This window comes from Pleomorphomonas oryzae DSM 16300 (assembly GCF_000422965.1).
GTDB lineage: Bacteria > Pseudomonadota > Alphaproteobacteria > Rhizobiales > Pleomorphomonadaceae > Pleomorphomonas > Pleomorphomonas oryzae.
The window spans coordinates 182,781-207,587 of the sequence record NZ_AUHB01000009.1 but is presented as its reverse complement, the minus strand read 5'-3'; the positions used below and the strand labels follow the sequence as shown (position 1 = coordinate 207,587).

General features: G+C 62.8%; 22 protein-coding genes. 11 read left to right on the top strand and 11 right to left on the bottom strand.

Annotated features, from left to right (window positions below; genetic code table 11):
- The first annotated feature begins 1 nt into the window (after window position 1).
- The 3 genes from trsS (at window position 2) to G522_RS29075 (ending at window position 4,681) form a co-directional block, all read left to right on the top strand.
- Window positions 2-1,399, top strand: coding sequence for a radical SAM (seleno)protein TrsS (gene trsS / locus G522_RS0116000; protein ID WP_026791916.1), 1,398 nt, complete (start codon window positions 2-4; stop codon window positions 1,397-1,399).
- Window positions 1,396-2,706, top strand: a complete 1,311-nt coding sequence (locus G522_RS27175) for a DVU_1553 family AMP-dependent CoA ligase (RefSeq protein WP_051228696.1) — start codon at window positions 1,396-1,398, stop codon at window positions 2,704-2,706. Before trsS ends, G522_RS27175 begins: the two co-directional genes overlap by 4 nt.
- 394 nt (window positions 2,707-3,100) lie before the next feature.
- Window positions 3,101-4,681, top strand: coding sequence for a helix-turn-helix domain-containing protein (locus tag G522_RS29075; protein ID WP_051228695.1), 1,581 nt, complete (start codon window positions 3,101-3,103; stop codon window positions 4,679-4,681).
- A gap of 190 nt (window positions 4,682-4,871) precedes the next feature.
- Here the strand turns inward: G522_RS29075 and G522_RS0115985 are convergent, their stop codons facing one another.
- Complete coding sequence (locus G522_RS0115985) at window positions 4,872-5,606, bottom strand: HAD family hydrolase (RefSeq protein WP_051228694.1); 735 nt, start codon at window positions 5,604-5,606, stop codon at window positions 4,872-4,874.
- 89 nt (window positions 5,607-5,695) lie between these two features.
- Here G522_RS0115985 and moaC point away from each other — a divergent pair, with 89 nt between their 5' ends.
- Both moaC and G522_RS0115975 read left to right on the top strand, forming a co-directional pair.
- The gene (gene moaC, locus G522_RS0115980) at window positions 5,696-6,202 is read left to right on the top strand and encodes a cyclic pyranopterin monophosphate synthase MoaC (RefSeq protein WP_026791914.1); all 507 of its coding nucleotides are present in this window, start codon (window positions 5,696-5,698) and stop codon (window positions 6,200-6,202) included.
- Window positions 6,203-6,353: 151 nt separating this feature from the next.
- Window positions 6,354-7,553, top strand: a complete 1,200-nt coding sequence (locus G522_RS0115975; protein ID WP_026791913.1) for a molybdopterin molybdotransferase MoeA — start codon at window positions 6,354-6,356, stop codon at window positions 7,551-7,553.
- 152 nt (window positions 7,554-7,705) lie between these two features.
- On the opposite strand, the gene G522_RS27165 is transcribed toward G522_RS0115975, so the two are convergent.
- Window positions 7,706-8,503, bottom strand: a complete 798-nt coding sequence (locus tag G522_RS27165) for a HesA/MoeB/ThiF family protein (RefSeq protein WP_051228693.1) — start codon at window positions 8,501-8,503, stop codon at window positions 7,706-7,708.
- Between the two features lie 220 nt (window positions 8,504-8,723).
- Entirely contained in the window at window positions 8,724-10,916 is a 2,193-nt protein-coding gene (locus G522_RS0115965) for a methyl-accepting chemotaxis protein (RefSeq protein WP_026791912.1), read from the bottom strand.
- 438 nt (window positions 10,917-11,354) lie between these two features.
- Between G522_RS0115965 and G522_RS0115960 the strand changes: the two genes are divergently transcribed.
- Both G522_RS0115960 and G522_RS0115955 read left to right on the top strand, forming a co-directional pair.
- On the top strand, window positions 11,355-11,840 hold the full coding sequence (locus G522_RS0115960; RefSeq protein WP_026791911.1) for an MgtC/SapB family protein: 486 nt from the start codon (window positions 11,355-11,357) through the stop codon (window positions 11,838-11,840).
- Between the two features lie 218 nt (window positions 11,841-12,058).
- Window positions 12,059-12,697 (top strand): DUF6766 family protein, encoded by a 639-nt coding sequence (locus tag G522_RS0115955; protein ID WP_026791910.1) that lies wholly within the window; start codon window positions 12,059-12,061, stop codon window positions 12,695-12,697.
- A gap of 75 nt (window positions 12,698-12,772) precedes the next feature.
- On the opposite strand, the gene gph is transcribed toward G522_RS0115955, so the two are convergent.
- Window positions 12,773-13,447, bottom strand: a complete 675-nt coding sequence (gene gph / locus G522_RS0115950; RefSeq protein WP_026791909.1) for a phosphoglycolate phosphatase — start codon at window positions 13,445-13,447, stop codon at window positions 12,773-12,775.
- Between the two features lie 372 nt (window positions 13,448-13,819).
- On the opposite strand from gph, the gene G522_RS0115945 reads away from it, so the two are divergent.
- Together G522_RS0115945 and gor are read left to right on the top strand one after the other, a co-directional pair.
- On the top strand, window positions 13,820-14,326 hold the full coding sequence (locus tag G522_RS0115945) for a DUF2059 domain-containing protein (protein ID WP_051228692.1): 507 nt from the start codon (window positions 13,820-13,822) through the stop codon (window positions 14,324-14,326).
- A gap of 70 nt (window positions 14,327-14,396) precedes the next feature.
- Entirely contained in the window at window positions 14,397-15,764 is a 1,368-nt protein-coding gene (gor, locus tag G522_RS0115940) for a glutathione-disulfide reductase (RefSeq protein ID WP_026791907.1), read from the top strand.
- Window positions 15,765-15,799: 35 nt separating this feature from the next.
- Here the strand turns inward: gor and G522_RS0115935 are convergent, their stop codons facing one another.
- The 7 genes from G522_RS0115935 to G522_RS0115905 all read right to left on the bottom strand — a co-directional run bounded on the left by G522_RS0115935 (window position 15,800) and on the right by G522_RS0115905 (window position 22,916).
- Window positions 15,800-16,630: an AraC family transcriptional regulator gene (locus tag G522_RS0115935; protein ID WP_026791906.1), complete on the bottom strand. Its 831-nt coding sequence runs from the start codon at window positions 16,628-16,630 to the stop codon at window positions 15,800-15,802.
- A gap of 120 nt (window positions 16,631-16,750) precedes the next feature.
- Window positions 16,751-17,752 (bottom strand): ABC transporter ATP-binding protein, encoded by a 1,002-nt coding sequence (locus tag G522_RS0115930; RefSeq protein ID WP_026791905.1) that lies wholly within the window; start codon window positions 17,750-17,752, stop codon window positions 16,751-16,753.
- Between the two features lie 6 nt (window positions 17,753-17,758).
- Window positions 17,759-18,817 carry a Gfo/Idh/MocA family protein gene (locus G522_RS0115925; RefSeq protein ID WP_026791904.1) on the bottom strand — a complete coding sequence of 353 codons (1,059 nt, stop codon included), beginning with the start codon at window positions 18,815-18,817 and terminating at the stop codon, window positions 17,759-17,761.
- Window positions 18,814-19,653 carry a carbohydrate ABC transporter permease gene (locus G522_RS0115920; protein ID WP_026791903.1) on the bottom strand — a complete coding sequence of 280 codons (840 nt, stop codon included), beginning with the start codon at window positions 19,651-19,653 and terminating at the stop codon, window positions 18,814-18,816. Before G522_RS0115920 ends, G522_RS0115925 begins: the two co-directional genes overlap by 4 nt.
- Before the next feature lie 12 nt (window positions 19,654-19,665).
- Entirely contained in the window at window positions 19,666-20,616 is a 951-nt protein-coding gene (locus tag G522_RS27160; protein WP_051228691.1) for a carbohydrate ABC transporter permease, read from the bottom strand.
- 92 nt (window positions 20,617-20,708) lie between these two features.
- Window positions 20,709-21,965, bottom strand: coding sequence for an ABC transporter substrate-binding protein (locus G522_RS0115910; protein WP_026791902.1), 1,257 nt, complete (start codon window positions 21,963-21,965; stop codon window positions 20,709-20,711).
- Between the two features lie 48 nt (window positions 21,966-22,013).
- The gene (locus tag G522_RS0115905) at window positions 22,014-22,916 is read right to left on the bottom strand and encodes an N-acetylmuramic acid 6-phosphate etherase (protein WP_036839606.1); all 903 of its coding nucleotides are present in this window, start codon (window positions 22,914-22,916) and stop codon (window positions 22,014-22,016) included.
- Between the two features lie 231 nt (window positions 22,917-23,147).
- Here G522_RS0115905 and G522_RS0115900 point away from each other — a divergent pair, with 231 nt between their 5' ends.
- The gene (locus tag G522_RS0115900) at window positions 23,148-24,032 is read left to right on the top strand and encodes a glucosamine kinase nucleotide-binding domain-containing protein (protein ID WP_026791900.1); all 885 of its coding nucleotides are present in this window, start codon (window positions 23,148-23,150) and stop codon (window positions 24,030-24,032) included.
- Window positions 24,029-24,793, top strand: coding sequence for a GntR family transcriptional regulator (locus G522_RS0115895; protein ID WP_026791899.1), 765 nt, complete (start codon window positions 24,029-24,031; stop codon window positions 24,791-24,793). Before G522_RS0115900 ends, G522_RS0115895 begins: the two co-directional genes overlap by 4 nt.
- Window positions 24,794-24,807 lie beyond the last annotated feature (14 nt).

Here is a 24,807-nt window from a genome sequence, read left to right as displayed (position 1 = left end):
GATGACCGGCCCCGTTCGCCTGTCCTTCGGGCGCACCCGCAGCGTCTGTCCGGAATGCCTCACGACCATTCCGGCCGAGCGCTTCGCCGTCGGTGACACGGTTTATCTCGACAAGACCTGTCCGACGCATGGCCGCGTCGTGACGCCGGTATGGCGGGGGCTTCGCAGCTACGAGATGTGGTCCCGCAGTCCTCGCGCTACCGCCCTGCCGGTCAGCGCGGCCGCGGACATCGCCGAGGGGTGCCCAAGGGATTGCGGCCTTTGTGCCGATCACCGCCAGCAAAGCTGCTGTGTGCTGATCGAGGTGACGTCGCGCTGCGACCTCGTTTGCCCGGTCTGCTTTGCCTCGGCCGGGCGACACGGCGTGGATACGCCGATCGGCGACATCGGTCTCGCCCTCGACAAGTTGCGGGACGGCAGTGGGCAGGTGCATATCCAACTGTCGGGCGGCGAGCCTACGGTCCGCGACGATTTGCCGGAGATCGTGGCGCTGGTGCGCGCCAAGGGCTTCGATTTCGTCCAGCTCAACACCAACGGCCTCAGGATCGGCCGCGAGCCGGATTATCTCGCCGCGCTGGTCGACGCCGGGCTCGACTGCGTCTTCCTGCAGTTCGATGGTGTCAGCGACGCTGTGTACAAGCAATTGCGTGGCCGAAACCTGTTGGCAGAAAAGCGCCTTGCCATTGCCAGCGCGCGGGCCGCCGGTGTCGGCGTCGTGCTGGTGCCGACGCTGGTTCCCGGCGTCAACACCGGTGAGATCGGAGCCATCGTCGATTTCGCCAAGGCGGAAATGCCGACGGTGCGGGCGGTGCATTTCCAGCCGGTTTCCTATTTCGGGCGCAATCTTCGCGCTCCAAGGGATCAGGACCGCATCACCCTGCCGGAGGTGATCGAGGCGCTCATCGATCATGCGGACGGCGCGATCAGGCTGGAGGATTTTCGTCCCGGTTCGGCCGAGAATCCGTTCTGCTCCTTCAGTGGCCGCTTCGCCGTCGATCGCGCCGGCCGCTTCCGTTCCGATCCGGAGCCCCAGTCCAGCTGCTGCGGTTCCCCTGAGGTCGAGGCGGCCGTGGGCGAAGGGGGGTGTTGCGGCACCACGGCAAGGCGTTCACCGGAGGTGGTGCGCGCCCAGCGCTATGTCGCGGGACAGTGGGCCACAACGCCTGAACAGCAAGCGCCCGTTGCCGGTCTTGAAGCCTTCGATGCCTTTCTGGAACAGCAGAGCCATCGCCTGTCCTTGTCCGGCATGGCTTTTCAGGATGCCTGGACACTCGATCTCGACCGCTTGCGCCAATGCCATATCCACGTGGCGCAATCGGACGGCCGGGTCGTTCCGTTCTGCGCCTATAATCTGACCGATATCGGCGGCCGGTCTCTTTACCGCGAGCCGTCGACATGAGCGGTTTCGGAACGCTCGACGACTGGGTGGCGCGGACGATTGGTACCGCGCACCTGCCGATCCGCGAGGATGTCGAGGCTTATCAGCTTCGCTGCCTGAACGAGACCATGGCTTACGCCCGGTCGCATAGCCCTTTCTATCGTTCGCAGGAAGGCTGGCCGGAATCACATACTCTCGGCCAGCTCGCTGACATTGCCCGGTTGCCATTGACGACATCGGCCGACCTCGTGCGCGGCGATCCTTCGCTGATCGCCTTGCCGATGCGCGACGCGGTGCGTCTCGTGACCATCCCGACGTCGGGTACGTCTGGCCAGCAGAAGCGGTTGTTCTTCACCGAAGCGGATATCGAGGCGATCGTCGCCTATTTCGAGCATGGCATGGCGACCATCGTTCGTCCGGGCAGTTCGGTGGCCGTTGCTTTTCCCGCCCAGCGGCCCGACAGCGTCGGCGATCTGCTGATGCGAGGGCTGAGCCGGTTCGGCGCCTTGCCCGTGGCACTCCCTCTCGATGGTTCGCTGGATACGATGGTCGGCGCCTTGCGCGAACTGCAGCCGGTGGCGATTGCCGGTATGCCGGTGACGCTGGGGGCTGCCGCGCGGCGCATGGCGACTGATGGCGGCCCGCCCCTCCGGATCGAAACGGCACTGGTCAGCGCCGACAGCGTTTCGCCAAGTTTCAAGGCGGCGCTGGCCGTCATCTGGGGCACCGAGGTGTTCGAGCACTGGGGCATGACCGAAACCGGATATGGCGGCGCGCTCGCCTGCGAGGCGCACGACGGTCTGCATATCCGCGAAACCGATCTCTACCTCGAAGTCATCGATGCGAAGAGCGGCGAGGTACTGCCAACCGGTCAGACAGGCGAAGTCGTCGTCACAACTTTGCGCCGCCGCGGCCTTCCGCTGATCCGCTATCGCACCGGAGACAGAGGCTGCATGATCGAAACACGCTGTCGCTGCGGGTCGGTGCTCCGCCGGCTGCGACTAGGCGGGCGAATGGACGAGCCGATCATTTCCGGAAAAGGCGGGGGGCTACCGGCGGAAACGATCGATGATGCCATTTTCTCAGTTGAAGGGGTCATCGACTTCTCGGTCGAGCTGAGAACGGGTCGGCACGCACGCCTGTCCATCGACATCGTCGCCGACGACCCGTGGACAACCGAGGCAGTTCGGTCAGCGCTTCTGAGCCATCCGATCGCGGGGCCTCTATTGCAATCGGAGAAAATTAACATTGCTGTCAAGTTAGCGTCTGGCTCGCCTTTTTCGCTTTGCCGCAAGCGAAGGGTGACGATGATGCGTGGGGAGGAATAAGTGACTGACAAGAAAAGAAGAATTGTATCGTTACAGGGACTGAAACAACATAGACTGAAGGATCATAACGATTTAGCGCAGCAGAGTTTATGATCGAATCCATGACAGGAAAGCCCACTTTTACTTGAAGTCCGGCCTCGCTGCTGGATGGCGCGTCTGAGGTGGTCTCGTCGCGAGAAAAACGCGAACGAAGTCTTTGATACTTCAGCGGTGGATGCACCTGGAGGGTGCTGCAATGGTCCTGCCTCAACGGCTCGAAACCGACACATGTGCGATTCCGACAGGTGGCCCGGCCGCCTGTGGAACGTGTAGAAGCGCGTCCGTACGGCATGAACGCGCCCGTTCCGGCCCCCTTCCCGACCAGGGAGGTTTGCTGGCCGTTCGATCGAAGTTCATGGCGGACGGCATTGTGCCCGAGGGGGTGCCGCTGCCGATCCTGCGCTCCTGGGAGCGCAGCAGCATGCATGGCCTGGTCAACGGCACACCCAGGCGCCGTGACACGCGCTTGACCGAGACCGCCCTCAAGGAACTCAGGGAGCGCAACGAGGAGCTGCTGGTTTCCGCGTGGGGTGAGATCGTCACGCTGTGTCGCGAAACGCAGCCGCTGGGTGGTGTGGTGGTATTGACCGACCCCAACGGCGTGGTGCTGGTTCGCCTTGGCGACAATAACTTCAGCGATGAGGCGGAGCGGCTTGGCCTGTGCGCCGGAGGCGACTGGTCGGAGCAGGCGATGGGCACCAATGCCATCGGAACGGCCCTGTCCGAACGCTTCGCCCTGTCGGTCATCGGGGCAGAGCATTTCTGCAACGGCAATACCGATATCAGTTGCTCGGCGGTGCCGATCATCGATCCATGCGGCGCTCTCGCCGGCATCATCGATCTTTCGACCTCGGTCACGGTAGCGCACGACTATTCGCTGCCGCTGCTCAAGCGGGCGGCGAACGAGATCGAGCGGCGCCTGTTCGAGCGGCGATACGGACGCTTCGAGCAGATGCATCTGCATTCAAATCCGCGCTTGCTCGGTAGCCCCAATGAAGGATTGCTGGCCTTTGACAGTGATCGTCTGGTTGGTGCCAACCGGGCCGCGGTCGAGCTGATCGGTCTCAGTTGGTCGGCCATCGGCGTCATGCATTTCCGGCAGCTCTTTTCGGTGCAGCACGCCAGCGTAACGCGCCAGGCGTCCGCCGACGAATGTGTGGTGCAGTCTGCGCAGGGATCGACCTTCTTTGCCCGTATGCAGATGCCGCGCAAGGCGCAAGGCGGCGTAGAGTCCGGCAGAACGATCGACCGGGAACCGATACGGCCGGCGCTTGCCGAACCGGCTGCCAAGGATACGCTGCCGCATGTCGTCCTCGAAACATTGCAATCCGACGGCGGCCCCAAGCTGCGCAAAATGAAGGTCGGCCATCTCGTCTATGGGGCCAACCTGATGGACGAGACCGGAGAGGCCATCCTGGTGGTGGCATCGGGCCGCTATCGCTGCTTCGCCTCACATGAGGGCAAGGAGCTCACGCTGTTCACCCTCGGCCCGGGCGACGCCGTGCCGCTCCAGCCGGAGATGGTGGTGGAGGTGCGCAAGGAAGGCGAGGCTGCGGTGATACCGCGCACGGTATTCCGGCGATTGATCCGCGATCACCCGGAGTTCGGAAATTGCATTCTGCCGGCCGTCGAAAGGATGCTGAACCGGTCGCTCACCATGGTCGGCGAAATGGCCTTCCGTAGCGTGCGCTACCGCTTGATCCGCTATCTCTGCGAAATGGCCGAGCACGACGGCCGCCAGACCCCGGCGGGCGTCGTCATCGATGCCGCGCCGCATGGCGATGATCTTGCCATGGCCATTGGCGCGGCGCGCCAGTCGGTATCGACGGTATTGGCGGAGCTTATCCGGGCCGGCGATGTCCAGCGGCCGAGCCCGCGCACCTTCGTCATTCCCAACATCGAAAGTCTCAAAGAGGAACTGCGCGTTCTGCGCTGAGCAGGCTCTGCCGCGCCGCCATGGATGGCGCGGCGGTCTGCTGCGCGATAGCCGATCCCAAGACAAGTCAAGACGTGCCCCAACGATCATGTGCTTCGCCAACCGACCGTCTTGGCCGAGCCACTCGCACCTTTCGCCTGTCGGTTTTGGGTGGCTGATGCTCGGAAACAAACCTCAGGGAACCGCCGCCTCAGGCGACGCCGGCAAGCAGCATATCGGCAAGATACTGCACGCTTTGCCCATGCTCCCCCGGCAGTATCAGGTCGGCGGCCGATTTCAATGTGGGCGTGGCGTTGCCGACCGCTGCCGTCAGGGCACAGCCTCTGAAGAGTTCGATGTCGTTTTCCTCGTCGCCCACTGCGACCACTTGGTTCCGGCGCAGTCCGAGGCTGGCGAGGGCGTGAGAGAGCCCACTGCTTTTGTTGACCCCCTTCGGCAAAACCAACACCCGCCGGCCGCAGCCGACGATATGAAGGTCATAGCCGCCGAGGGCGATCACCACTTCCACGCAACCGGCATTCTCGGTGGCCGTCGCCACCATCGCTCGTCCGACGAACAACGGTTCGCCGGGAAGCTCCCGCTCCAAATCGGCGACAAAGCGTTGGTCGACGGGTGGTGCGATCAATTGCTCGGTGCCGGTCGCTGGGCAGAAGGCTGTAGCGCCGTTTTCCAGGATCACCGCATCGAACAGATCGAGTGCGCCGCAGATCTGCTGGATATTTTCGAGCCGCCGGCCGGATACCAGGATCAGCCGGAAGCCGGCGGAACGCAAAGATTGCAGCGCCGCCTCCGTGGATGCGCTCATCCGGCCGCGCTCGGCAATGGTGCCGTCGTAGTCGAGGGCAACGGCCTTGAGGTTGGCCAAGGACCGTTGATGCGGTATCGAAGGCGATCGCCGGGGCGGCTTGGTCAGTGTCGCGGGCATGTGTTGCGTCCTCGTTGCTTTCAGGGATCGGAGCGGGCGACGGACAAACTGGTGGCCCAAGTCTCAACTTTGCTGGAGAAAAGCACGTCATGAAGGACGGTCTCAGTCACCTGGACGACAAGGGCGCTGCCCATATGGTCGACGTGGGCGAAAAAGAGGTCACCCACCGCGTGGCAACGGCGAGCGGACGGGTGATCATGAAGGCCGAGACGCTGGCGCTGATCGTCGACGGCAGGGTGCCGAAGGGCGACGTGATCGCCACTGCGCGCCTGGCCGGCATCATGGCGGCGAAGAAGACGGCCGACCTCATTCCCCTTTGCCATCCGCTGGCGCTTTCCGGTGTGGCGCTGGAACTCGATTCTCATCCGGAGTTGCCTGGGATTGCCGTATCGGCAACAGTGCGCTGCACCGGCAAGACCGGCGTCGAGATGGAGGCGCTCACCGCTGTTTCGGTCGCCTGTCTGACCATCTACGATATGGTCAAGGCGGTCGAAAAGGGCGTGCGCATCGAGGCCATCCACCTCGTCGAGAAGAGCGGTGGCAAGTCCGGCCATTGGCTGGCTAGTGCAGTGACACCGACACTTGATTCACGTTGATGGCAAGTGACCGATCAAGTGTCGGTGTCGTAAACTGCACTAGAGTCAATTTGTTGGTAGTGCACTTTCCGACGCATTCATTCGCCTCGCGTTGTCCATAGCGTGGACCGAATGAATGCGTCAGTGCACTAGTGCCTGAACAGGAGTTGTCATGACGCTGATTTCCGTTGAGGCTGCCCAGTCCGAACTCCTGTCCGCCGTCCGGCCGACAGGCAACGAGCGGGTGTCCCTGAGCGAAGCGGGCGGCCGCGTGCTCGCGGTCGACCTTGAGGCGCGTCGGACGCAGCCGCCGGTATCCTTGTCGTCGATGGACGGTTACGCCGTCCGCGCGGCGGCTTCGTCAGGGGACGCTTGGTTTCGCGTCGTGGGGGAATCGGCCGCCGGACACGCCTTCGGCAGGGCCGTCGGCGAGGGCGAAGCGGTCCGCATCTTCACCGGCGCGCCGTTGCCCTCGGGAACCGATTGCGTCGTCATGCAGGAGGATGCCGAACGGGACCTCGATCGTGTCCGCTTCAAGATAGCGCTCGCCGCCGGCCAGTATGTCCGTCCTCGTGGCCTCGATTTCAACGAGGGCGACGTTGGCCTCCACGCCGGGACGCATCTCGGCTTCGCCTCGCTTGGGCTGGCGGCTGCCATGAATCACGACAGCTTGCTGGTGCGACGCCGGCCGCGTGTGGCGTTGATCGCTTCAGGCGACGAACTGGTGCCGCCGGGAGGTGACCCGCAGCCTCACCAGATCATCGCCTCTTCATCGGTGGCGCTTGCCTATCTCGTCCGGCAAGCGGGGGGCGAACCGATCGATCTCAGCATCGCGCCTGACGATCTCGGCTCATTGCGCCGACGCATTCGGCGCGGCCTGGATGATGGGGCTGACATTGTGGTGGTGATCGGTGGCGCCTCGGTCGGCGATCACGACTTCACCCGCGCGGCTCTCGAGGCGGAAGGGGCTGCGATCGGCTTCTGGAAGGTAGCCATGCGCCCCGGCAAGCCGCTGATGCACGGCCGTATCGATCAGGCCCATGTACTCGGCCTTCCCGGCAACCCGGTGTCGACGCTGGTTTGCGGCGTGCTGTTTCTGGCGCCGCTGATCCGCGCCATGCTGGGCCTTGGCGATGTGCTGCCGGGAACATCGACCGCCATTCTCGATGCGCCTCTCGCAGCCAACGATATGCGGCGCGACTATCTGCGTGGCGAGATCTCCATGAGGGATGGGCAGCTCCGCGCCACTCCCTTCGCGCGGCAGGACTCATCCCTGCTGCGGACCATGGCCATGGCGAATGCGCTGGTGATCCGGCCCGAATATGCGCCGGCCATAGCCGCTGGCGAAACGGTGGAGGTCATTCGGCTTTAGCAAAGCCCGATACCAGGAGGTATTGAAAATGCCCCTTGGGATTCTGATTGCCGATTTCTCATCTGCATCAGGCGCATGAGAAATCGGCAATGCTCTCAGTGAGCGGATGCGTCAGCATCTTCGCGAGTTGGTATGACACTGTCGGGGCAGGGCTATCCCACGTCTGCCTGCAGGCCAGGCAACTCCGGAACCTGCGTATCCGGTCGGCGCCGGTAGCCGATGGTGTCGACCTTCATATCGCGGATGTCGACCATCAGCAGGCGACCGATCAGCGGCTTGCCGACGCCGGTGATCAACTTCAAGACTTCGCAGGCCGCCAGCGTCCCGAGCACGCCGACCACCGCGCCGAGAATGCCGACCTGAGAACAGGTCGGCACATCGCCCTCGGGTTCGCGCGGCATCAGGCAGCGCCAGCTTGGTGCGGGCTTGCCGTCTTCGTCGAGCACATAGGGCTGAAGCGTCGTCACCGAGCCGTAGAACTCCTGCACGGCCGCCGAAACGAGTGGCTTACCCAGCGCATAGGCGGCGTCTGCCACCAAAAAGCGTGTCGGAAAATTGTCCGTTCCGTCGACGATGATGTCGAAGCCGGCGAAGATCTCGGCGATGTTGGCGCCATCAAGCCGAACCGGGAACAGCTCTGTGGCCACGTGCGGGTTCAAAGCCGCGACGCGCTCGGCCGCGCTTTCCACCTTGAGCTTGCCGACGTTGGCGGTGGAGTGCACCACCTGCCGCTGCAGATTGGACAGTGACACCACATCGTCGTCGATGAGCCCAAGCGTGCCGACGCCGGCGGCGGCCAGATATTCGATGATCGGAGAGCCGAGCCCGCCGGCCCCGATACACAGAACCCTGGCTGCCTTCAGCTTCTGTTGCCCTGGCCCGCCGACGTCCCGCAGGAGCAAATGGCGGGAGTAACGGCGGATTTCGTCCTGGCTGAGGGAGGAGGTCATTGAAGGGTTCCTCGGTGGGCCTGACACACCGTCGGGACGGCGAAGCCCAAGTCAACTGATGCCTTGGTTGCCAAATCGATGGTTGGCTGACAAGGCGATCATCACGTATCGGCGCGTCGGTTTCCAGCTCCCTGATGGTTTCGGGCGCGAATGACTTCAAAAAGAAAGACCTGCGGGAAACCCAAGGGTCTCTCGCAGGTCTCATGGTTGTCAATCGGCTTCAGGCAGCTCGGACTGTCGCCAGGAAGGTTCTAACCTGCTCCTTCAGCATTTCCGACTGCTGCGACAGCTCGGCCGAGGAACTCAGAACCTGCTCGGCAGCGGCGCTGGTGGCCGACGCGGCCTGGGTGACCAGGACGATATTCCGCGAAACGCCGGAGGTGCCGGTCGACGCGCTCTGCACGTTCTGGGCAATATCCTGCGTCGTGGCCGCCTGTTCCTCAACCGCCGAGGCGATCAGGGCAGCGATCTCGTCCATCTTTTCGATGGTCTTGGAGATGCTGTCGATCGCCGAGACCGCCGTTCCGGTGGACGATTGGATGCCGGAGATCTGCGCGCTGATCTGCGCCGTCGCCTTGGCGGTCTGATCGGCCAGATTCTTGACCTCGGAAGCGACCACGGCAAAGCCCTTTCCGGCTTCACCGGCACGGGCCGCTTCGATCGTCGCGTTGAGGGCCAGCAAGTTGGTCTGGCCGGCAACATTGCCGATGAGGTCGACGATTTCGCCAATCCGCTGGGCTGCGTCCGACAGGTCTTTCACCGTCTTGGCAGTGCCGACGGCTTCCTGCACGGCGCTAGCTGCCATTCTGGCGCTCTCGGCAACCTGGCGGCTGATTTCCTGGACGGAAACCGCCATTTCCTCGGAAGCCGAGGCCACCGTGTTGACGTTGGCAGAAGCTTCTTCGGATGCCTGGGCAACCTCGGCGGAGCGCACCGACGTATCCTCGGCCGTACTGGTCAAGGTCTGGGCGGCCGACTGAAGCTGGGTCGATGCCGAGGAAACCGAACCGACGATGGCGCCGACCGATCTCTCGAACTCGTCAGCCATGCGGTCCATCGCTGCCTTGCGTTCCGCCGCGATGCGGGCGTCGTTGGCTGCCGCCTGTTCGGTCGCCGCTTTGGCGTCGATGACGGCGTTATCCTGGATGACGCCGACGGTCCGCGCCATGGCGCCGATCTCGTCCTTGCGGTCGGTACCCGGCACGACGATGCCGGTCTTGCGGGCTGCAAGGCCTTCCATGGCAGTGGTGAGGCGCTGGATCGGCTTGCTGACCGACAGCGACACCAGCCACATCACGATGATGCCGGCAAGGGTAGCCACCAGCGACACGATGGCCTGGTTGCTGTTGCTGTCGCCCTGGGCTGCGGCATTTTCATTCGCGAGCTTGGTGACATCCGCCATGACAACCGCACGCGGGATCTGGATGATGACCGACCAGTTCATACCTGTACGGCCGAGCGTCACCGGAGCGAACACCCGCAGACGATCCGATGCCTGATCGTAGGTGATGGCCTGCTTGCCCGAGGTGATCGTGGTCATTTCATCTTGCCAGGCGGTGTCGATCTTCGACAGGGGGCCGCCAATGGCTGTTGGGTCGAGACTGGACGCGACGATCAATCCCTTGTCGGTAACGATGGTAACGGCACCCTCGCCACCGTAAATCTGCCCGTCGACGGCTTCTGCCAGCTTCTGAATGGCGGACAGATCGAAGTCGGCACCGGCGACGCCCAGGAACTTGCCGTTGACCGTGATGGGAACCGACATCGTTGATAGGAAGACCGCCTTGCCTTGGACGATGTAGGGCAGGGGAGCCAGAATGCTTTCCTTGCCGGTTTCCTGTGGGCCGATGAACCAGCCACCTTTCATCAAACCGTTGGGATGGCTCTCGCGGCTGTCATATTCGACGAGCGGCTGAAGCGCGATCTTGCCGGCGCTGTCGCGAGTCCAATAGGGAAGCGCGCGCCCTGTCTGATCCGAGCCGAGGTTCGTCTTGCCCTTGAACGCGGCGTCGTTGCCATCGATGCTGTCGACGCCCCAGGCACTGTAAGTGCCGTTGAAGCGAGGATTGTCCTTGAGGACGTTGAGGAGCGTCGCGTTCAGCTGAGCTCTGCGCAGCTCGACCGGTGTGCCCGACTGACTGTCCCCCGCCATGACCTCAAAAGCACGGGCCATATTGCGGGCTGCCGCGAAGGCCGTATCGACCTCGGCGCGGATGTCGCCTGCTTGAGTTGTCGCGATGGCCTGAAGGGCTTCGCGGGACTTGGCATCGAGCAACTGCGAGACACTCTTGTTCGTCTGCTCGTTGAGTTGCTTGTTGGCGTAGATGCCATAGCCAACAACGGCCGCGACAGTCGTCAGCAGACAAACCACTGACAATGCGACGATTTTGACCTTAATCGATTGAATGTTCACTGGAGCCCCCAGTTCAGACGCCGCTGTCATTACGGCAGCTACCTCCTGTCTAGCCGGCACTCGTTAACAACGAAAAAATATTCGTGACCCAATAAACCGCAGGATTCAGCCTTTTGGCTATGTCATGATTCGACGCTTGGCTCGGTTCATAGAGATCGCCCTGGTATTGTTTACAAGGGGCGAGCGATCACTAATTCGCGCAGGTGTTGTATAGCTGGCAGTTAGCCGACGGAATTATCTCAGCTTCATCAAATACTAAACCTGGGAGCGTCCCAATATTTTGTCAGCTTTCGCAAGGAGAGAAGCCAACTTCATCAACCGACCATCTCATGAGCTTTCCGGTCGACGAACCTAGTATTAGTACGGTGACAGCTGCGTAAGGATTTCCCGGAACCTTTCTCCGACTAAAGGCTTGTGCCGGAAAGCAGGAGAATCACCATGCCGCAAAGCCTCGTTAAGGAATTCACCTTTGAATTCCCATTGCCGATAGAGATCCTTCTGCTTAGGACCATCGGCGCTGCCCTGCTGTGCGGTCTGATTGGGCTTGAACGAGGCGTCCACAAGAATCCGGCTGGTTTGCGAACCAATATGCTGGTCGGGCTCGCCGTCGCTACCTTCTGCATGATCACGCTGTTCATGATGGACAGGCTGGCGGTGGGGAACCCCGCCATGCGGCTCGATCCCATCCGGCTGGTTGAAGCCGTCACCGCCGGAATCACCTTCCTTGCGGCCGGGGTTATCGTTTTCACCAAGGGCGATGTGAAGGGGCTGACGACCGGCGCCAGCATGTGGCTCTCCGGAGCCATCGGCCTCGCCTGTGGGCTGGGGATATGGTCCGTCGCGTTGGTCGCCAGTCTCGCCGGGGTGGCCATTCTGTGGCTGCTGCGCCGCATGCAGTACGCAACCGGCCTCAAGAATGACTGAAGCGGTGCCGTGCCAACAGTCCGTTCGATCTGGCTGCTCGATCGGAACGGAATGGGCGAGCCGGCGTTTCTTTCAGGCAGTCTGAATAAGAATCCCGTCCGATCACAGCGCCTGAGCGAGCCGATGCCGTCTGAAGATGGCGTCTGCCCTGTCGATGCGATCCGCTGCCTTGATGCGTTGGCATCCGTGGTGCTCGGCACTGGGGAAGGAGAGTGAGTGTGAGAGCCTTTTTCAGAGACAACGGATTGACGATTGCGCTGATGGCGATGTTTTTGTTCAGCTTTATCGGCATGGTCTGGGCCGGCCATGTGAACCACAACGACGAACTCGCCAAGCATGGGGCACCGGCTATCGGCCTTTTCGCCTATCTCGTCAGCGGCGCTTTCCTGTCGTCGCTGTTCGAGAACTGGGAAAGCGAATTCCTGCAAATGTCGGCCTACGTCATTTTGACGGCCATGCTGTTTCAGCGCGGCTCTTCGGAGTCGCGCGATCCGGACGATCCCGGCCGGCCAAACGACGAACTGCCTGCCGAGCTCCGGCAACGTCACCCCGTTCTCTCTTGGCTATATTGCAACAGCCTGGGCTTGGCATTGGCTCTTCTGTTCGTGCTGTCGTTTGTTTTGCACTGGTCGGCCAGTTCCGCCGCGGCCAGCGAAGAGGCGCTCCGGCATGGCGAGATCCCTCAGTCGATGATGGCCTATCTATTTGACGCTCAGCTGTGGTTTGAGTCCTTCCAGAACTGGCAGTCGGAATTTCTGTCGACCGCCGTGCTGGTCGTCCTCTCGATCTTTTTGCGCCAGCAGGGCTCGCCGGAATCAAAGCCGGTCGGCGCAACAAACGCTGAGACGGGTGAATAGACGCCGGGCCGGACGAAGATTTCCCAAAGCACGGAGCGGCGGTCCGGCGCCTGCCGTTCCAGCCAATACCGGCGCTTATGTTGGGTTCGGCAGAAGCGTATCAATGGCCCGATCCAAGTCGTCGTAATGACTGATGACGACGTCGGCGCCAAATTCGGCGGCTGGCCGGCCGCCGTAGCCGAAATCCACGGCGATCACCGGTATGCCGGCAGCTCGTGCCGTGGCGATGTCGGTTTCGCTGTCACCAACCATGACTGCCATGTCCGGACTGCCACCGGCACGCGCTACCGCCTCGAGCAGCGGGCGCGGATGCGGCTTGTGCTCTGGCAGGCTATCGCCACCGATGACTGCCGAGAACAGTGCGGAAAGGCCGGTGCCACTCAGCACGGCGTGGCTCAGCACTTCCCGCTTGTTGGTACAGACGGCAAAACCGAAGCCGCGCCGGGCAAGGCGTGCAAGGGCGTCGATCAGGCCGGGGTAGGGGCGCGTCTCCGCCGCTATCTCCGCTGCATAATGGGCGACGAATCGCTCGACCAACTCGGGAACACGCATGTCATCGAGCGGGCGGTTGGCTCGGCGAAACCCTTCGCCGATCAGCGCCCGCGCTCCATGGCCGAACAGACCCGCTACGTCGGCACGCTGGACGGCGGAAAGGCCTTCGGCATCGAGGATGCGGTTGAGCGCCCGCAGAAGGTCGGGCGCTGTGTCGAGAAGCGTGCCATCAAGATCGAAAACCACAACTGGACGCATCGATCCTCTCGCCTTTCCTTACCCAATGAGGATAAGGATTTAGCATGCTCAGGGGCAGACGCTAAGGCTACCTGCCGTCAAAGCTGTCGGCAGGGTGGGTCAAAGGTCGCGACTCCGTGCAACGGGCTTGCGACATGGCCCAGATTGCGGCAAACCAGCGGGGACCGTTTCGGGGGAAATGAGGCTTGAACGCGGCGGGCGCATCATTTCGCCAGAATTCGGTTTCACAGGCTGGGGCGACGGCACTTTCGATAACCGACGCCGTCAACGATTCCACGATGACGTGGCGTTGGCGATGTGGGAGGTTGTCACAAAAGCTTGCCCCCTGGGACCAATGAAACCAACGACGAAGTCGATATCGGAGATTTGTGTATGCACCGGACCCTGAACCTTCTCCGCCGCCCACTGGCGGCGGCCATGGTGATCGCCGCGCTGGCGTCTCCGGCCCTTTCTGAGGACTTCACCGAGTCCCATATCGCCGCAGCCCGCGAGACCATCGCCGCGGCCCATGCGTCCGAGCAGTTCAACGAAATTCTCATCGCCCTGGCCGACCAGACCAAGGCGTTGTTCCAGCGTTCCAACCCGGGCGCCGCCAAGGACATCGAGGAAGTGGTGAGCTCCGTCGCTCTCGATCTTGCCAAGCGTCGTCCGGAGCTCGATCGCGAGCTCGAGCGCGTCTGGGCCGGCCGGTTCAGCGAAGAGGAACTCAAGCAGATCACGGCATTCTTCAAGTCGCCGGTCGGCGAGAAATATGGCCAGATGGCCCCGGTGATCATCCAGGATTCGATGCGTTCCGCCGGCATCTGGCGCGACGCCATCTCCACCGAGATCGTCACCCGTTCGCGTGATGAGCTCAACAAGCGTGGCTATAACTTCTAAGTGACGCGGTTGCCACGACCGACCGCCGGCGTGATATGAGGACATTGGTTCCTCTATACGGCGGTTGGTGATGGCATCCTTCGACTATGATCTCTTCGTCATCGGCGCGGGCTCCGGCGGAGTTCGCGCCGCTCGCATTTCGGCAGGCTACGGCGCTCGTGTGGCCATTGCCGAAGAATCCCGGGTGGGGGGCACCTGCGTCATTCGCGGTTGCGTGCCGAAGAAGCTGCTGGTCTATGCGTCCCGATTTGCCGGTGAGTTCAATGACGCTGCCGGTTTCGGCTGGACGGTCGGCGATCGGACCTTCGATTGGCAGGCCCTGAGAGCGGCCAAGGAACGCGAGATCACCCGCCTCGAAGGCATCTATGTCGGCAACCTGCAGCGGTCCGGCGTGGAGGTCATCCGCGATCGTGCGGTCATTACCGGCCCCAATGAAATCCGCCTTGTGGCGGAGGAGCGGACCATCACGGCCGACCGCATCTTGATCGCTACCGGCAATCGCCCGGTTCTGCCGGACGTTCCTGGCATGGAACATGCCGTCACCTCGACCGATATGTTCGATCTACCGGCCCTGCCTGAAAAGGCCATCGTGGTCGGCGGCGGCTATATCGCTCTCGAATTCGCATCCATCCTCAATGGCCTCGGCGTTGCCACCACCGTGCTCTATCGCGGCGAGCAGGTGCTGCGCGGCTTTGACCGCGAGGTGAGGGATAAGCTCGCCGATGCGATGAGGGCGCGTGGCATCGACCTCAGGACCGGCGTCCAGGCGCGGCGCATTGACAAGACGACGGTCGGTTTCGCCGTCGAGCTGATGGACGGTGCCAATCTCGACACCGATCTCATTCTCGCCGCCACCGGCCGCAAGCCGAACACCACCGGGCTCGGCCTCGAAAACCTGGGTGTGGCGCTCGATCAGGATGGCGCCATCGTCGTCAACGCGCTGTCGGAAACGTCGATCTCCGGCATCTACGCCGTCGGCGACGTCACCAATCGCGCTCAACTGACGCCGGTAGCAATCCGTGAAGGTCACGCTTTCGCCGATACGGTATTCGGCGGCAAGGAGAGCTTCGCCGATCATTCGATCCTGCCGACGGCGATTTTCACCACGCCGGAGATCGGCACCGTCGGTCTGTCCGAGGAAGCGGCCTGCGCGGCCTATAAGGCGGTGGATATCTACAAGACTGAGTTCCGGCCGATGCGCAACATTCTCGCCGGCCGCGACGAACGCACCTTCATGAAGGTCGTCGTCGATGCCATTACCGACCGCGTGCTCGGCGTCCACATCATGGGACCGGAAGCCGGCGAGATGATCCAGGTCGTTGGTATTACGATGACCATGGGCGCCACAAAGCGCGACTTCGATCGCACCATGGCCGTTCATCCCACCGCGTCCGAGGAACTGGTGACGCTGAGGACGCCCTCCGTACGGCACAGGTAGTCGGTCTTGCGCGACGGAGGGCGGTGCCGTCTCTTCTATCGGGCGATGGGAATCCAGATTTCCACCACGCCATCGCCGGTCTTGGGATGGAAGCGCTCGTCGTAAAGCTCGAAGTCCGGGGTCTTGGCCGGCTCTAGCCCAGCATCCGGCAGCGCCTTGTTCCAGATGGTGTAGACGGTCTTGTTGAAGTCCGAGAGATGGCCGACGTGCTCGAACACGGCATATCGGCTGGCCGGGATGTCGACGAAATCGAACCCCTCGGGAACGCGTGTCGACGTCGATTCGAGGCCCGCGACGTACCGAAAATGCCCGTCTGCTTCCATGTCGCAGCAGACGCCATAGGCAGCCTTGCCCACCGGTGATGGGATGTCGCCGCAGCGCGGATTGAAATCGCCCCAGAGGCGAGGAATGACGGCATTGGTCTCGAACGTGCAGCGCGTCGATAGGCCGATGACGCGAAACGCGCCGCGCTCGCGCATCTTGGGGGCGGCTAGGTCAACGATCATGTCCTTGTGCATGGTCCATGGCTCCATCAAGGTCAGTTGGCTTGTGGTTCGGGTCTGCCGAACGGTGCTCGGCAGCACGCCGAAGCAACTGGCAAAAGCCCGAGTGAACGCCTCATGGGAGCTGTAGCCGGCATCGAGAGCGATGGGCAGGATCTCCTGGTCTCCTGACGCCAAAGCCTCGGCGGCGATCGCAAGCCGCCGGGTTCTCAGATAGCTCATCGGTGCGAGACCGACATTCGTCTGGAAGAGACGTGCCAGATGCCAGGGGCTGACCGAACAGAGCTTCGCCAGCTCGGCAAGCGTCATCGGTCGCCCGACGTTCAGCTCCAGGTACCAGATCGCCTTTTCCAGGACGCCCATTTTCATCCTCGCGGGTTGAGAGGCGTCCTCTTCATGCCCTGGGCCAAAAGATATCGCTTGATCGCAATTGCTGGCAGCCAAAAAGAAACGCCACCCGGAGGTGGCGTTTCAAGGACAGTGTCAGGCAACGATCGTTTTGCCGTTCTCATCGAAGCGGTGGATCTTGCCCGCCTCCGGCGTGGCATACACGATGTCGTCCGCCGTATAGCGATGCTCGCCGAACAGGCGCACCGTGACGAGGCCGGCATTCTCGGTCTCAAGATAGAGATTGGTGTCGGCACCGAGATGCTCGGCGTGGATCACCTTGCCGCGGAACCGCCCTTCAGCGGGGGATACCCCGAGATGTTCCGGCCGGATGCCGATGGTGGCGCCCGCCTCGCCAACTCGCGCCGCTTCGATGAAATTCATCTGCGGCGAGCCGATGAAGCCGGCGACAAACATATTGGCGGGGCGATTGTAGAGTTCCATCGGCGAGCCGATCTGCTCGATGACGCCGCCATTCAACACCACGATGCGGTCGGCCAGCGTCATCGCTTCCACCTGATCATGCGTCACATAAATCATGGTGGCGCCGAGCTGGCGGTGCAGGCGAGCGATCTCCACGCGGGTCTGTACACGCAGCGCGGCGTCAAGGTTGGAGAGCGGCTCGTCGAACAGAAAGAGTTCCGGCTCGCGCACCAGCGCGCGGCCGATGGCGACGCGCTGGCGCTGGCCGCCCGACAGTTCGGCCGGCCGGCGCTTCAGATAGGGCTCCAGCGACAGCATGTCCGTTGCCTTGGCAACGCGGACGTCGATCTCGGCGGTGGGCGTGCCAGCCTGCTTGAGGCCGAGCGACATGTTGTCGCGCACGCTGAGGTGCGGATAGAGCGCATAAGTCTGAAAGACCATGGCGATGCCGCGCTTGGCCGGCGGCGTCACCGTCACGTCTTCACCGTTGATCAGCACGGTGCCCGAGGTGACGTCCTCGAGGCCGGCGATCGAGCGCAGCAGCGTCGATTTGCCGCAGCCCGACGGACCGACGAAGATGACGAACTCGCCGTCCTTCACCTGGAGGTCGATGCCTTTCAGCACTTCCATGGAGCCGAAGGACTTCCTGATGTTCTTGAGTTCAAGCGATCCCACGGGGCGTCATCCTTGCAGTTTAACCGGCTTGCCGGTGCGAACGCTCTCGTCGGCGGCAAGGCAGACGGCCAGCGATTTCAACGCGTCGTTCATGTGTTGGGTGAGGTCGATGTTCTCGACGATGGCCTTCAGCATATAGGCCTGCTCCAGCTCGCAGAGCTCCTGATGGCCCGGTTCGCCGGTCATCGTGTAGTCGGCATCGGGCGCGAGAAAAGCCCCGTCAGGGCCGGTTGCGGCCTTGTGGATGCGGATGGTCGAGGTGCGGGTATGCGCATCGACATCGTCCGACTTGCCTTCCTTCATGACGATGGAGGCCGAGCCGTTCGGCGAGATGATGTCTTTGACGAAGAACGCTTGCTCCGACATCATCGGTCCCCAGCCAGCCTCGTACCAGCCGACCGAGCCGTCGGAGAACAGCACCTGCAGGTGGCCATAGTTGTACATGTCGGGGGCGATTTCGTTGGAGAGACGAAGCCCCATGCCGCGCACTTCCACAGGCTCGGCGTCGGTCACCTGGCACATGACGTCGATATAGTGGACGCCGCAGTCGACGATCGGCGGCGTGGTGTTCATCAGCGCCTTGTGCGTTTCCCAGGTCTTGCCGGAGGACTGCTGGTTGAGGTTCATGCGGAACACGTAGGGGCCGCCGAGCGTCCGCGCCTCGACAATGAAGCGCTGCCACGACGGATGGTGGCGCAGGATATAGCCGATGACCAGCTTGCGCCGGTTGGCGATGGCGCAGTCGATGATCCGTCGCGCGTCGGCCACCGTGGTGGCCAGCGGTTTCTCCACGAACACGTGGCAGCCCTGTTCCATGGCCATCACCGCATAGTCGGCGTGGCTCTCCGAATAGGTGCTGATCGACGCCATGTCCGGCTTCAGCGCCTTGAGGGCCTCGGGGAACGAGGGGGCAATGTCGTAGCCCTTGAGTTCGTCCGGCACCGCCACCTTGGTGCGGTTGACCAGCCCGACGATCTCAAAGCCGGGATTGCGGTGGTAGGCGAGGGCGTGGCTTCGGCCCATGTTGCCAAGGCCGGCGGAAAGAACGCGAACGGGCGATGTCATTTGACCGCTCCCGAGGTGATGCCGCGGATCAGCTGCCGCGAGAAGATGACGTAGAGGATGAGCACCGGGAAGATGGCGAGCGACAGCGCCGCCAGCACGGCGTTCCAGTTGGTGACGAACTGGCCGATGAACAGCTGGGCGCCGAGCGTCACCGTCTTGGTGCTCTCGCTGGGGGCCAGGATCAGCGGGAACCACAGATCGTTCCAGATGGGGATCATGGTGAAGACGGCCACCGTCGCCATGGATGGCCGCACCAGCGGAAGCACCAGACGGAAGAAGATGGCGTATTCGGAAAGACCGTCGATGCGTCCGGCATTCTTGAGGTCGTCCGATACGGTCCGCATGAATTCCGACAGAATGAAGATGGCGAGCGGCAGCCCCTGCGCCGTGTAGACCAGCACGAGAGCGGTCAGCGTGTTGACGAGGCCGGTCGCCACCATGCCCTGCAGCAAAGCCACCGTGCCCAGGCGGATCGGGATCATGATGCCGATGGCGAGATAGAGCCCCATCAGTGTATTGCCGCGGAAGCGATATTCGGACAGCGCGAAGGCGGCCATGGCGCCGAGCAGCAGCACCAGGAAGATCGACACAACCGTGACGATGGTGCTGTTCTGGAAGTAGGTGATGAAGTCGCCTTGCTTCAGCACGGTCTCGTAGCCGATCAGGCTGAAGGTCGAGGGACCCGGCAGGCGAAGCGGCTGGCCGAAGATCGCCTGTTTGCTCTTGAACGAGTTGATGATGGTTAGAAACACCGGGAACAGCGCCACCAGCGTATAGGCGATCAGCGCCACATGAACGAGGCTGGTGCGCAGTGTCGATTGTCTTGCCTTGGACATGCGTTCCTCCCGTCAGAACTGGTAGCGGCGGATGCGCCGCTGGATGCCGAACAGGTAGATGCAGACGCCAGTCAGGATGATCAGGAACATCATGGTGGCGATGGTGGCGCCCATCGACGGATCGCCGAGCTGCAGCTGGAAGCCGAAGAAGGTCCGGTACAGGAAGGTGCCGAGAATATCGGTCGCCTTGTCCGGCCCGGCCAGTGCGCCCTGCATGGTGTAGACAAGGTCGAAGGCGTTGAAATTGCCCACGAAAGTCAGGATCGAGATGATGCCGATGGCCGGCAGCACCAGCGGTAGCTTGATCTTGAAGAACTGCCCCCAACCGACGATGCCGTCGATCTCGGCCGCCTCAATGACCTCCTCGGGAATGTTGAGAAGCGCGGCATAGATCAGCATCATCGGAATGCCGATGAACTGCCAGACGGAGACCAGCGACACGGCGATCAGCGCCGAGCCGGGCTTGCCCAACCAGGGCCCGAAAGCAGACTTCAGGCCGACGAGATCCATCAGCCAGGGCGCGACGCCCCAGATCGGCGACAGGATCAGTTTCCAGATGAAGCCGACGATGACGAAGGAGAGCAGCGTCGGAAGGAAAAAGGCGGTGCGATAGAAGGCGCCGAACTTCAAGCCTGGCAGCGACAGCAACGCCGCTAGGGCGACGCCGATCGGATTCTGCACGGCCATGTGGATCAGAAAGAAGATGAAGTTGTTGCGCAACGCGTTCCAGAAGTCGGCCGCCCAGCGCGGGTCGCCGAATAGCGTCGCGAAGTTGGCAAAACCGACGAAGACCTTTTCGCCTTCGACCGTATTGAAGAAGGACTGCCGGAGCGTTTCGAACAGCGGCAGGATCATCACCGCCGTGTAGACGACGACGGCAGGAGCAAGGAAGACGAAGATGTGCCAGCGCCGCGGTCGCCGCCGAGCGGCTTCCGTGCCCTGTTCGGGTGCAAGGTCAGTCATGTCGATCTCTGGGGCGCCAGCGGCTGGTCGGTGAGGGACCGGGAGTGGAGAGGACGACGGCGCGAAGACCGCGCCGTCGCTCGCATTTCACATCACTTGGCGGGCTTGTACCAGCTGTCGAGGCCGGCTTGCAGCTTCTTGGCAGCGGCTTCCGGCGTGTCGGTGCCGTTGATGACGTTGGCCGATTCCGTCCAGGTCTCGTTCTCGAGGTTGGGCGTGCCGCGCGACAGGATCTGGTAGGTCGAGCGGATGGTCGGCTTGCACTTCTCGCGCCAGGAGACGAACTCCTTGGCCAGCGGGTCGCTCATCTCGACGGCTGTCGAGTTCAGGCTGAAGAAGCCCGGCAGCGCGTTGGCATAGATCGAGGCGAACTCGGGCGAGGCGACCCACTCGAGGAAGACCTTGGCCTGGTCCTTGTTCTTGCTGGCCGCGTTGAGGCCCATACCGATGTCGTTGTGATCGGAGATGTAGCAGGTGTCTCCGTCTTTCACGACCGGCGGCGGGAAGGCGCCGAGCTTCAGACCGGCGGTGTTGAACAGCGAGATCTCCCACGAACCGGCCGGGTAGATGGCGGCGCGGCCAAGCGTGAAGAGGTTCTGGCTGTCCGGATAGGTCTGGGCTTCGAAACCGTCGCCGAGATAAGGCTTCCACTTGGCGAGCACGCGATAGGGCTCGACCCACGGGTCGTCGGTCAGCTTCTGCGCGCCGGCGATCAGCGCCTTGCGGCCTTCCTCACCCTTCCAGTAGGTGGGGCCGATGTTCTGGTAGCCCATCGTGGCGGCTTCCCACATGTCCTTGGTGCCCATGGCCATGGGGATGTAGCTGCCTTCGGCCTTGATCTTGTCGAGGACCGCGAAGAACTGGTCGACGGTCTTCGGCACTTCGACGCCGGCCTTCGCGAAGGCATCCTTGTTGTAGATGAAGCCATGGATGACCGAGGCCATCGGTACGCAGAAGGTCTTCTTGCCGTCGTCGGTGGACCAGGCGGCCTTGGCGACGTCCGAGAAGTTCTTCATGCCTTCGAGGGCCGTCAGATCCTCGAGCTTGCCCTTGTTGAACAGTTCGAGCGACGTGTCGAACGGCCGGCAGGCGACGAGGTCACCGGCTGAGCCGGCGTCAAGCTTGGCGTTGAGCGCCGCGTTATACTCGGTCGGCGCGCTCGGCGAGAAAGTGACCTTGATGCCCGGGTGCTTGGCCTCGAAGGCCGGAATGATCTTTTCCTGCCAGATCTGCAGGTCGTCGTTGCGCCAGCTCTCGATATTGAGCGTGACGTCGGCCGCGGCGGCCGCACCGACGCCGGCAAGGATGCTCGATGCCAGCAGGATACCCTGCAACGTAGTACGATACATCGTCCGTCTCCCTTTGTTCGCGCTCGAAGACGCGCGTGAGAACCCCGATTATGATTTTGCGACGAGCGACATCGCCCGACGCAGGTTTTGGCCGGCCTCGACGAGAGCGGCATCCGCCGCCTCGATATCTCCCGCGCCGGCGGCGAGTAGAATGGCGTGCTTGACCGAACCACGGCTCTCCTTGAGGAGCCCTGATGCCGTGTCGGTCGAAATACCGGTGATGTCGGTCACGATGCGGGCAGCGCGCATGCGGAGCTTTTCGTTGTCAGCCCTGACGTTGACCATATGGCCGTCATGCACATGGCCGAGATGGACGGCCATCAGCGTCGACAGCATGTTGAGAGCGATCTTCTGCGCAGTTGCCGCGCCCATGCGCGTTGAGCCGGACACCACCTCGGGCGGAGTTTTCAGTAGAACGGCGACGTCGGCGGCGCTGAGAAGCGGCGCCCCGTTGTTGTTGGCGATACCGATCACTGCGGCACCACGCGCCTTGGCCGCACGAGCGGCGGCCAGCGTATAGGGCGTCGAGCCCGAGGCGGAGACGGCAATCACGCAGTCGCCCTGGCCGATGGCGGACGCTGCGAGGTCGGCCGCGCCGGCCTCCACGTCGTCTTCACCTGACCCCAACATGTCGACAAGGCTGTCACGACCTCCGGCCAGGATGACGATGGCCTCATTGAGGCCGATGCCATAGGTGCCAGGCAATTCCAGACAGTCGGCGAGCGCCATCAGGCCGGAGCTGCCGGCGCCGACATAGGCGAGGCGATGACCCGAGGCCAATGCTCCGGCGGCCAGGCTCGCGGCATCCGCTATGGCGGGAATGGCCGCTTCGACGGACCGAGCGGCAGCAACCTGGGCGGCGGCCAGCACTTCGAGTATCCGCGCTGGCGGCAGGGTGTCGAACCCTCTCGCATGGCTGTCACGATCCTCGGTGCCGAGCTGTGCCGTCATTGTGTCACTCCCCACTGGGGCAATAATGCCAAAAAGCTACCACTTGTCTAGAGGGGCAATCATAATTCATTCATTTTTGCCGTGATGACGATGTGGCCAAGAGCGGCGTCTATGATTTTTGTTCGTAAAATCAAATAAATAAGGCAATCTCTTCAAAAAATCGGTGGGAGCCACCAACAAGCCGATTGGCAAATGGTATTTTTTTGGTACTTTCTGAGGAGGAGGGCGTCCATGGTGGATTTCGTAATTGGCGTCGACGGGGGTGGAACCGGTTGCCGGGCGGCTGTGGCAGGCCCTGACGGGCGCGTCATTGCCACTGGCGCTGGTGGCGCCGCCAACGTTTTGAGCGATCGCGCCGGGGCGCTGGCCAACATCCTGGTCGCCATCAACGCGGCTATCGCGGCTGCGGGATTGGACAACAACACACTCCAGCGTTCCGGCGTGCTGCTGGGCCTTGCCGGCAGCAATGTCAGCGATACCGCCGCCTTCATCATGTCATCGTTGCCGGCCGGCAGCGTGGAGGTGGTCTCGGACGGCCTCATCGCCCTTGAGGGCGCTCTTGGCGACGCTGACGGCGCAGTGGCAATTCTCGGAACGGGTTCGATCTTTTTTGCGCGACAGGGCAACTTGGTTCGCTCCTACGGCGGCTGGGGATTCGTCATTGGTGACTTCGGCTCTGGCGCCAGCCTTGGCCGTGCAGCCCTGGCCGCGTCGCTGCTCGCCTACGATCGCATCATTGCCGGCTCGCCCCTCTCCGATCGGCTGCTCGCCGAATTCGGCGGCGCGCCCGGACCCATGGTCGAATTTGCCAGAACGGCAACGCCGGGTGATTTCGGGCGTTTTGCGCCGGCCGTTTTTGCGGCGGCGGAGAGTGGTGATCCCATCGGGCTCGATATCGTCAGGAAGGCGGCCGCGTCGGTCGACATGGCGCTCGATCGCATCGCTGCCGATGGTGTGGACCGCATCGCGCTACTGGGTGGCCTCGCACCGCTTTATCCCGCTTACCTCGCCAAGCGGCATCTGCCGCGCCTGGTTGCTCCCATCAGCAACGCACTTGCCGGGGCGGTGGCCCTGGCCGTTCGGCATTTTTTTGGACATGAGGGAGGGGCGGCATGAGCGGCGACATTTCCAGCCTTCTCTCTCCCGAGCAATTGCAGGCAGCCGGCACCGGGCCGCTCTACCTCAAGCTCAAGCAAGCCATCGAGACGGCAATCAATGCCGGCCAGCTCAAGCATGGCGACGCGCTCCCGCCGGAGCGTGAGATCGCCGATTTCGCCGGCATCAGCCGCGTTACCGTGCGCAAGGCGGTTGACGATCTGGTCGAAGCCGGTCTCCTGGTGCGGCGCCATGGTTCCGGCACCTTCGTGGTGAAGCCGGTGCAGCGGGTGGAGCAATCGTTGTCGCTGCTGACCTCGTTCACCGAGGACATGGCGCGGCGCGGCCTCAAAGCCAGCTCGCGTTGGCTCGATCGGGGGCTGCACCTGCCATCGCCGGAGGAGGCGATGATGCTGGGACTTGCCGGCGGGGGGCTGGTTGCCCGGCTCGAACGCCTCCGGATCGCCAACGATCTGCCGCTTGCCCTTGAAAGGGCGTCGCTCTCGGCCGAGGTCCTGCCCGACCCCGCCGCCGTCACTGGCTCGCTGTACGAGGTATTGGCCCGGAGCGGTCACCGACCGGTGCGCGCGGTGCAACGCATCTCCGCCTGCAACATTCGCGGCGATGATGCGGCGCTGCTCGGCGTCCAGACCGGCGACGCCGGCCTGTCCATCGAGCGCATTTCCTATCTCGCTTCCGGCCGGGTGGTGGAATTCACCCGGTCGCTTTATCGAGCCGACGCCTACGACTTCGTCGCCGAGCTGACGCTCCCTCAGTCCTGATCCGTCACCACTTA

Bases quoted from the DNA above. Each gene is read 5' to 3' on its own strand.
- trsS (WP_026791916.1), top strand. From the start codon at position 2: ATGACCGGCCCCGTTCGCCTGTCCTTCGGGCGCACCCGCAGCGTCTGT.
- G522_RS27175 (WP_051228696.1), top strand. From the start codon at position 1,396: ATGAGCGGTTTCGGAACGCTCGACGACTGGGTGGCGCGGACGATTGGT.
- G522_RS29075 (WP_051228695.1), top strand. From the start codon at position 3,101: ATGGCGGACGGCATTGTGCCCGAGGGGGTGCCGCTGCCGATCCTGCGC.
- G522_RS0115985 (WP_051228694.1), bottom strand. From the start codon at position 5,606: ATGCCCGCGACACTGACCAAGCCGCCCCGGCGATCGCCTTCGATACCG.
- moaC (WP_026791914.1), top strand. From the start codon at position 5,696: ATGAAGGACGGTCTCAGTCACCTGGACGACAAGGGCGCTGCCCATATG.
- G522_RS0115975 (WP_026791913.1), top strand. From the start codon at position 6,354: ATGACGCTGATTTCCGTTGAGGCTGCCCAGTCCGAACTCCTGTCCGCC.
- G522_RS27165 (WP_051228693.1), bottom strand. From the start codon at position 8,503: ATGACCTCCTCCCTCAGCCAGGACGAAATCCGCCGTTACTCCCGCCAT.
- G522_RS0115960 (WP_026791911.1), top strand. From the start codon at position 11,355: ATGCCGCAAAGCCTCGTTAAGGAATTCACCTTTGAATTCCCATTGCCG.
- gph (WP_026791909.1), bottom strand. From the start codon at position 13,447: ATGCGTCCAGTTGTGGTTTTCGATCTTGATGGCACGCTTCTCGACACA.
- G522_RS0115945 (WP_051228692.1), top strand. From the start codon at position 13,820: ATGCACCGGACCCTGAACCTTCTCCGCCGCCCACTGGCGGCGGCCATG.
- gor (WP_026791907.1), top strand. From the start codon at position 14,397: ATGGCATCCTTCGACTATGATCTCTTCGTCATCGGCGCGGGCTCCGGC.
- G522_RS0115935 (WP_026791906.1), bottom strand. From the start codon at position 16,630: ATGGGCGTCCTGGAAAAGGCGATCTGGTACCTGGAGCTGAACGTCGGG.
- G522_RS0115925 (WP_026791904.1), bottom strand. From the start codon at position 18,817: ATGACATCGCCCGTTCGCGTTCTTTCCGCCGGCCTTGGCAACATGGGC.
- G522_RS0115920 (WP_026791903.1), bottom strand. From the start codon at position 19,653: ATGTCCAAGGCAAGACAATCGACACTGCGCACCAGCCTCGTTCATGTG.
- G522_RS27160 (WP_051228691.1), bottom strand. From the start codon at position 20,616: ATGACTGACCTTGCACCCGAACAGGGCACGGAAGCCGCTCGGCGGCGA.
- G522_RS0115910 (WP_026791902.1), bottom strand. From the start codon at position 21,965: ATGTATCGTACTACGTTGCAGGGTATCCTGCTGGCATCGAGCATCCTT.
- G522_RS0115905 (WP_036839606.1), bottom strand. From the start codon at position 22,916: ATGACGGCACAGCTCGGCACCGAGGATCGTGACAGCCATGCGAGAGGG.
- G522_RS0115900 (WP_026791900.1), top strand. From the start codon at position 23,148: ATGGTGGATTTCGTAATTGGCGTCGACGGGGGTGGAACCGGTTGCCGG.
- G522_RS0115895 (WP_026791899.1), top strand. From the start codon at position 24,029: ATGAGCGGCGACATTTCCAGCCTTCTCTCTCCCGAGCAATTGCAGGCA.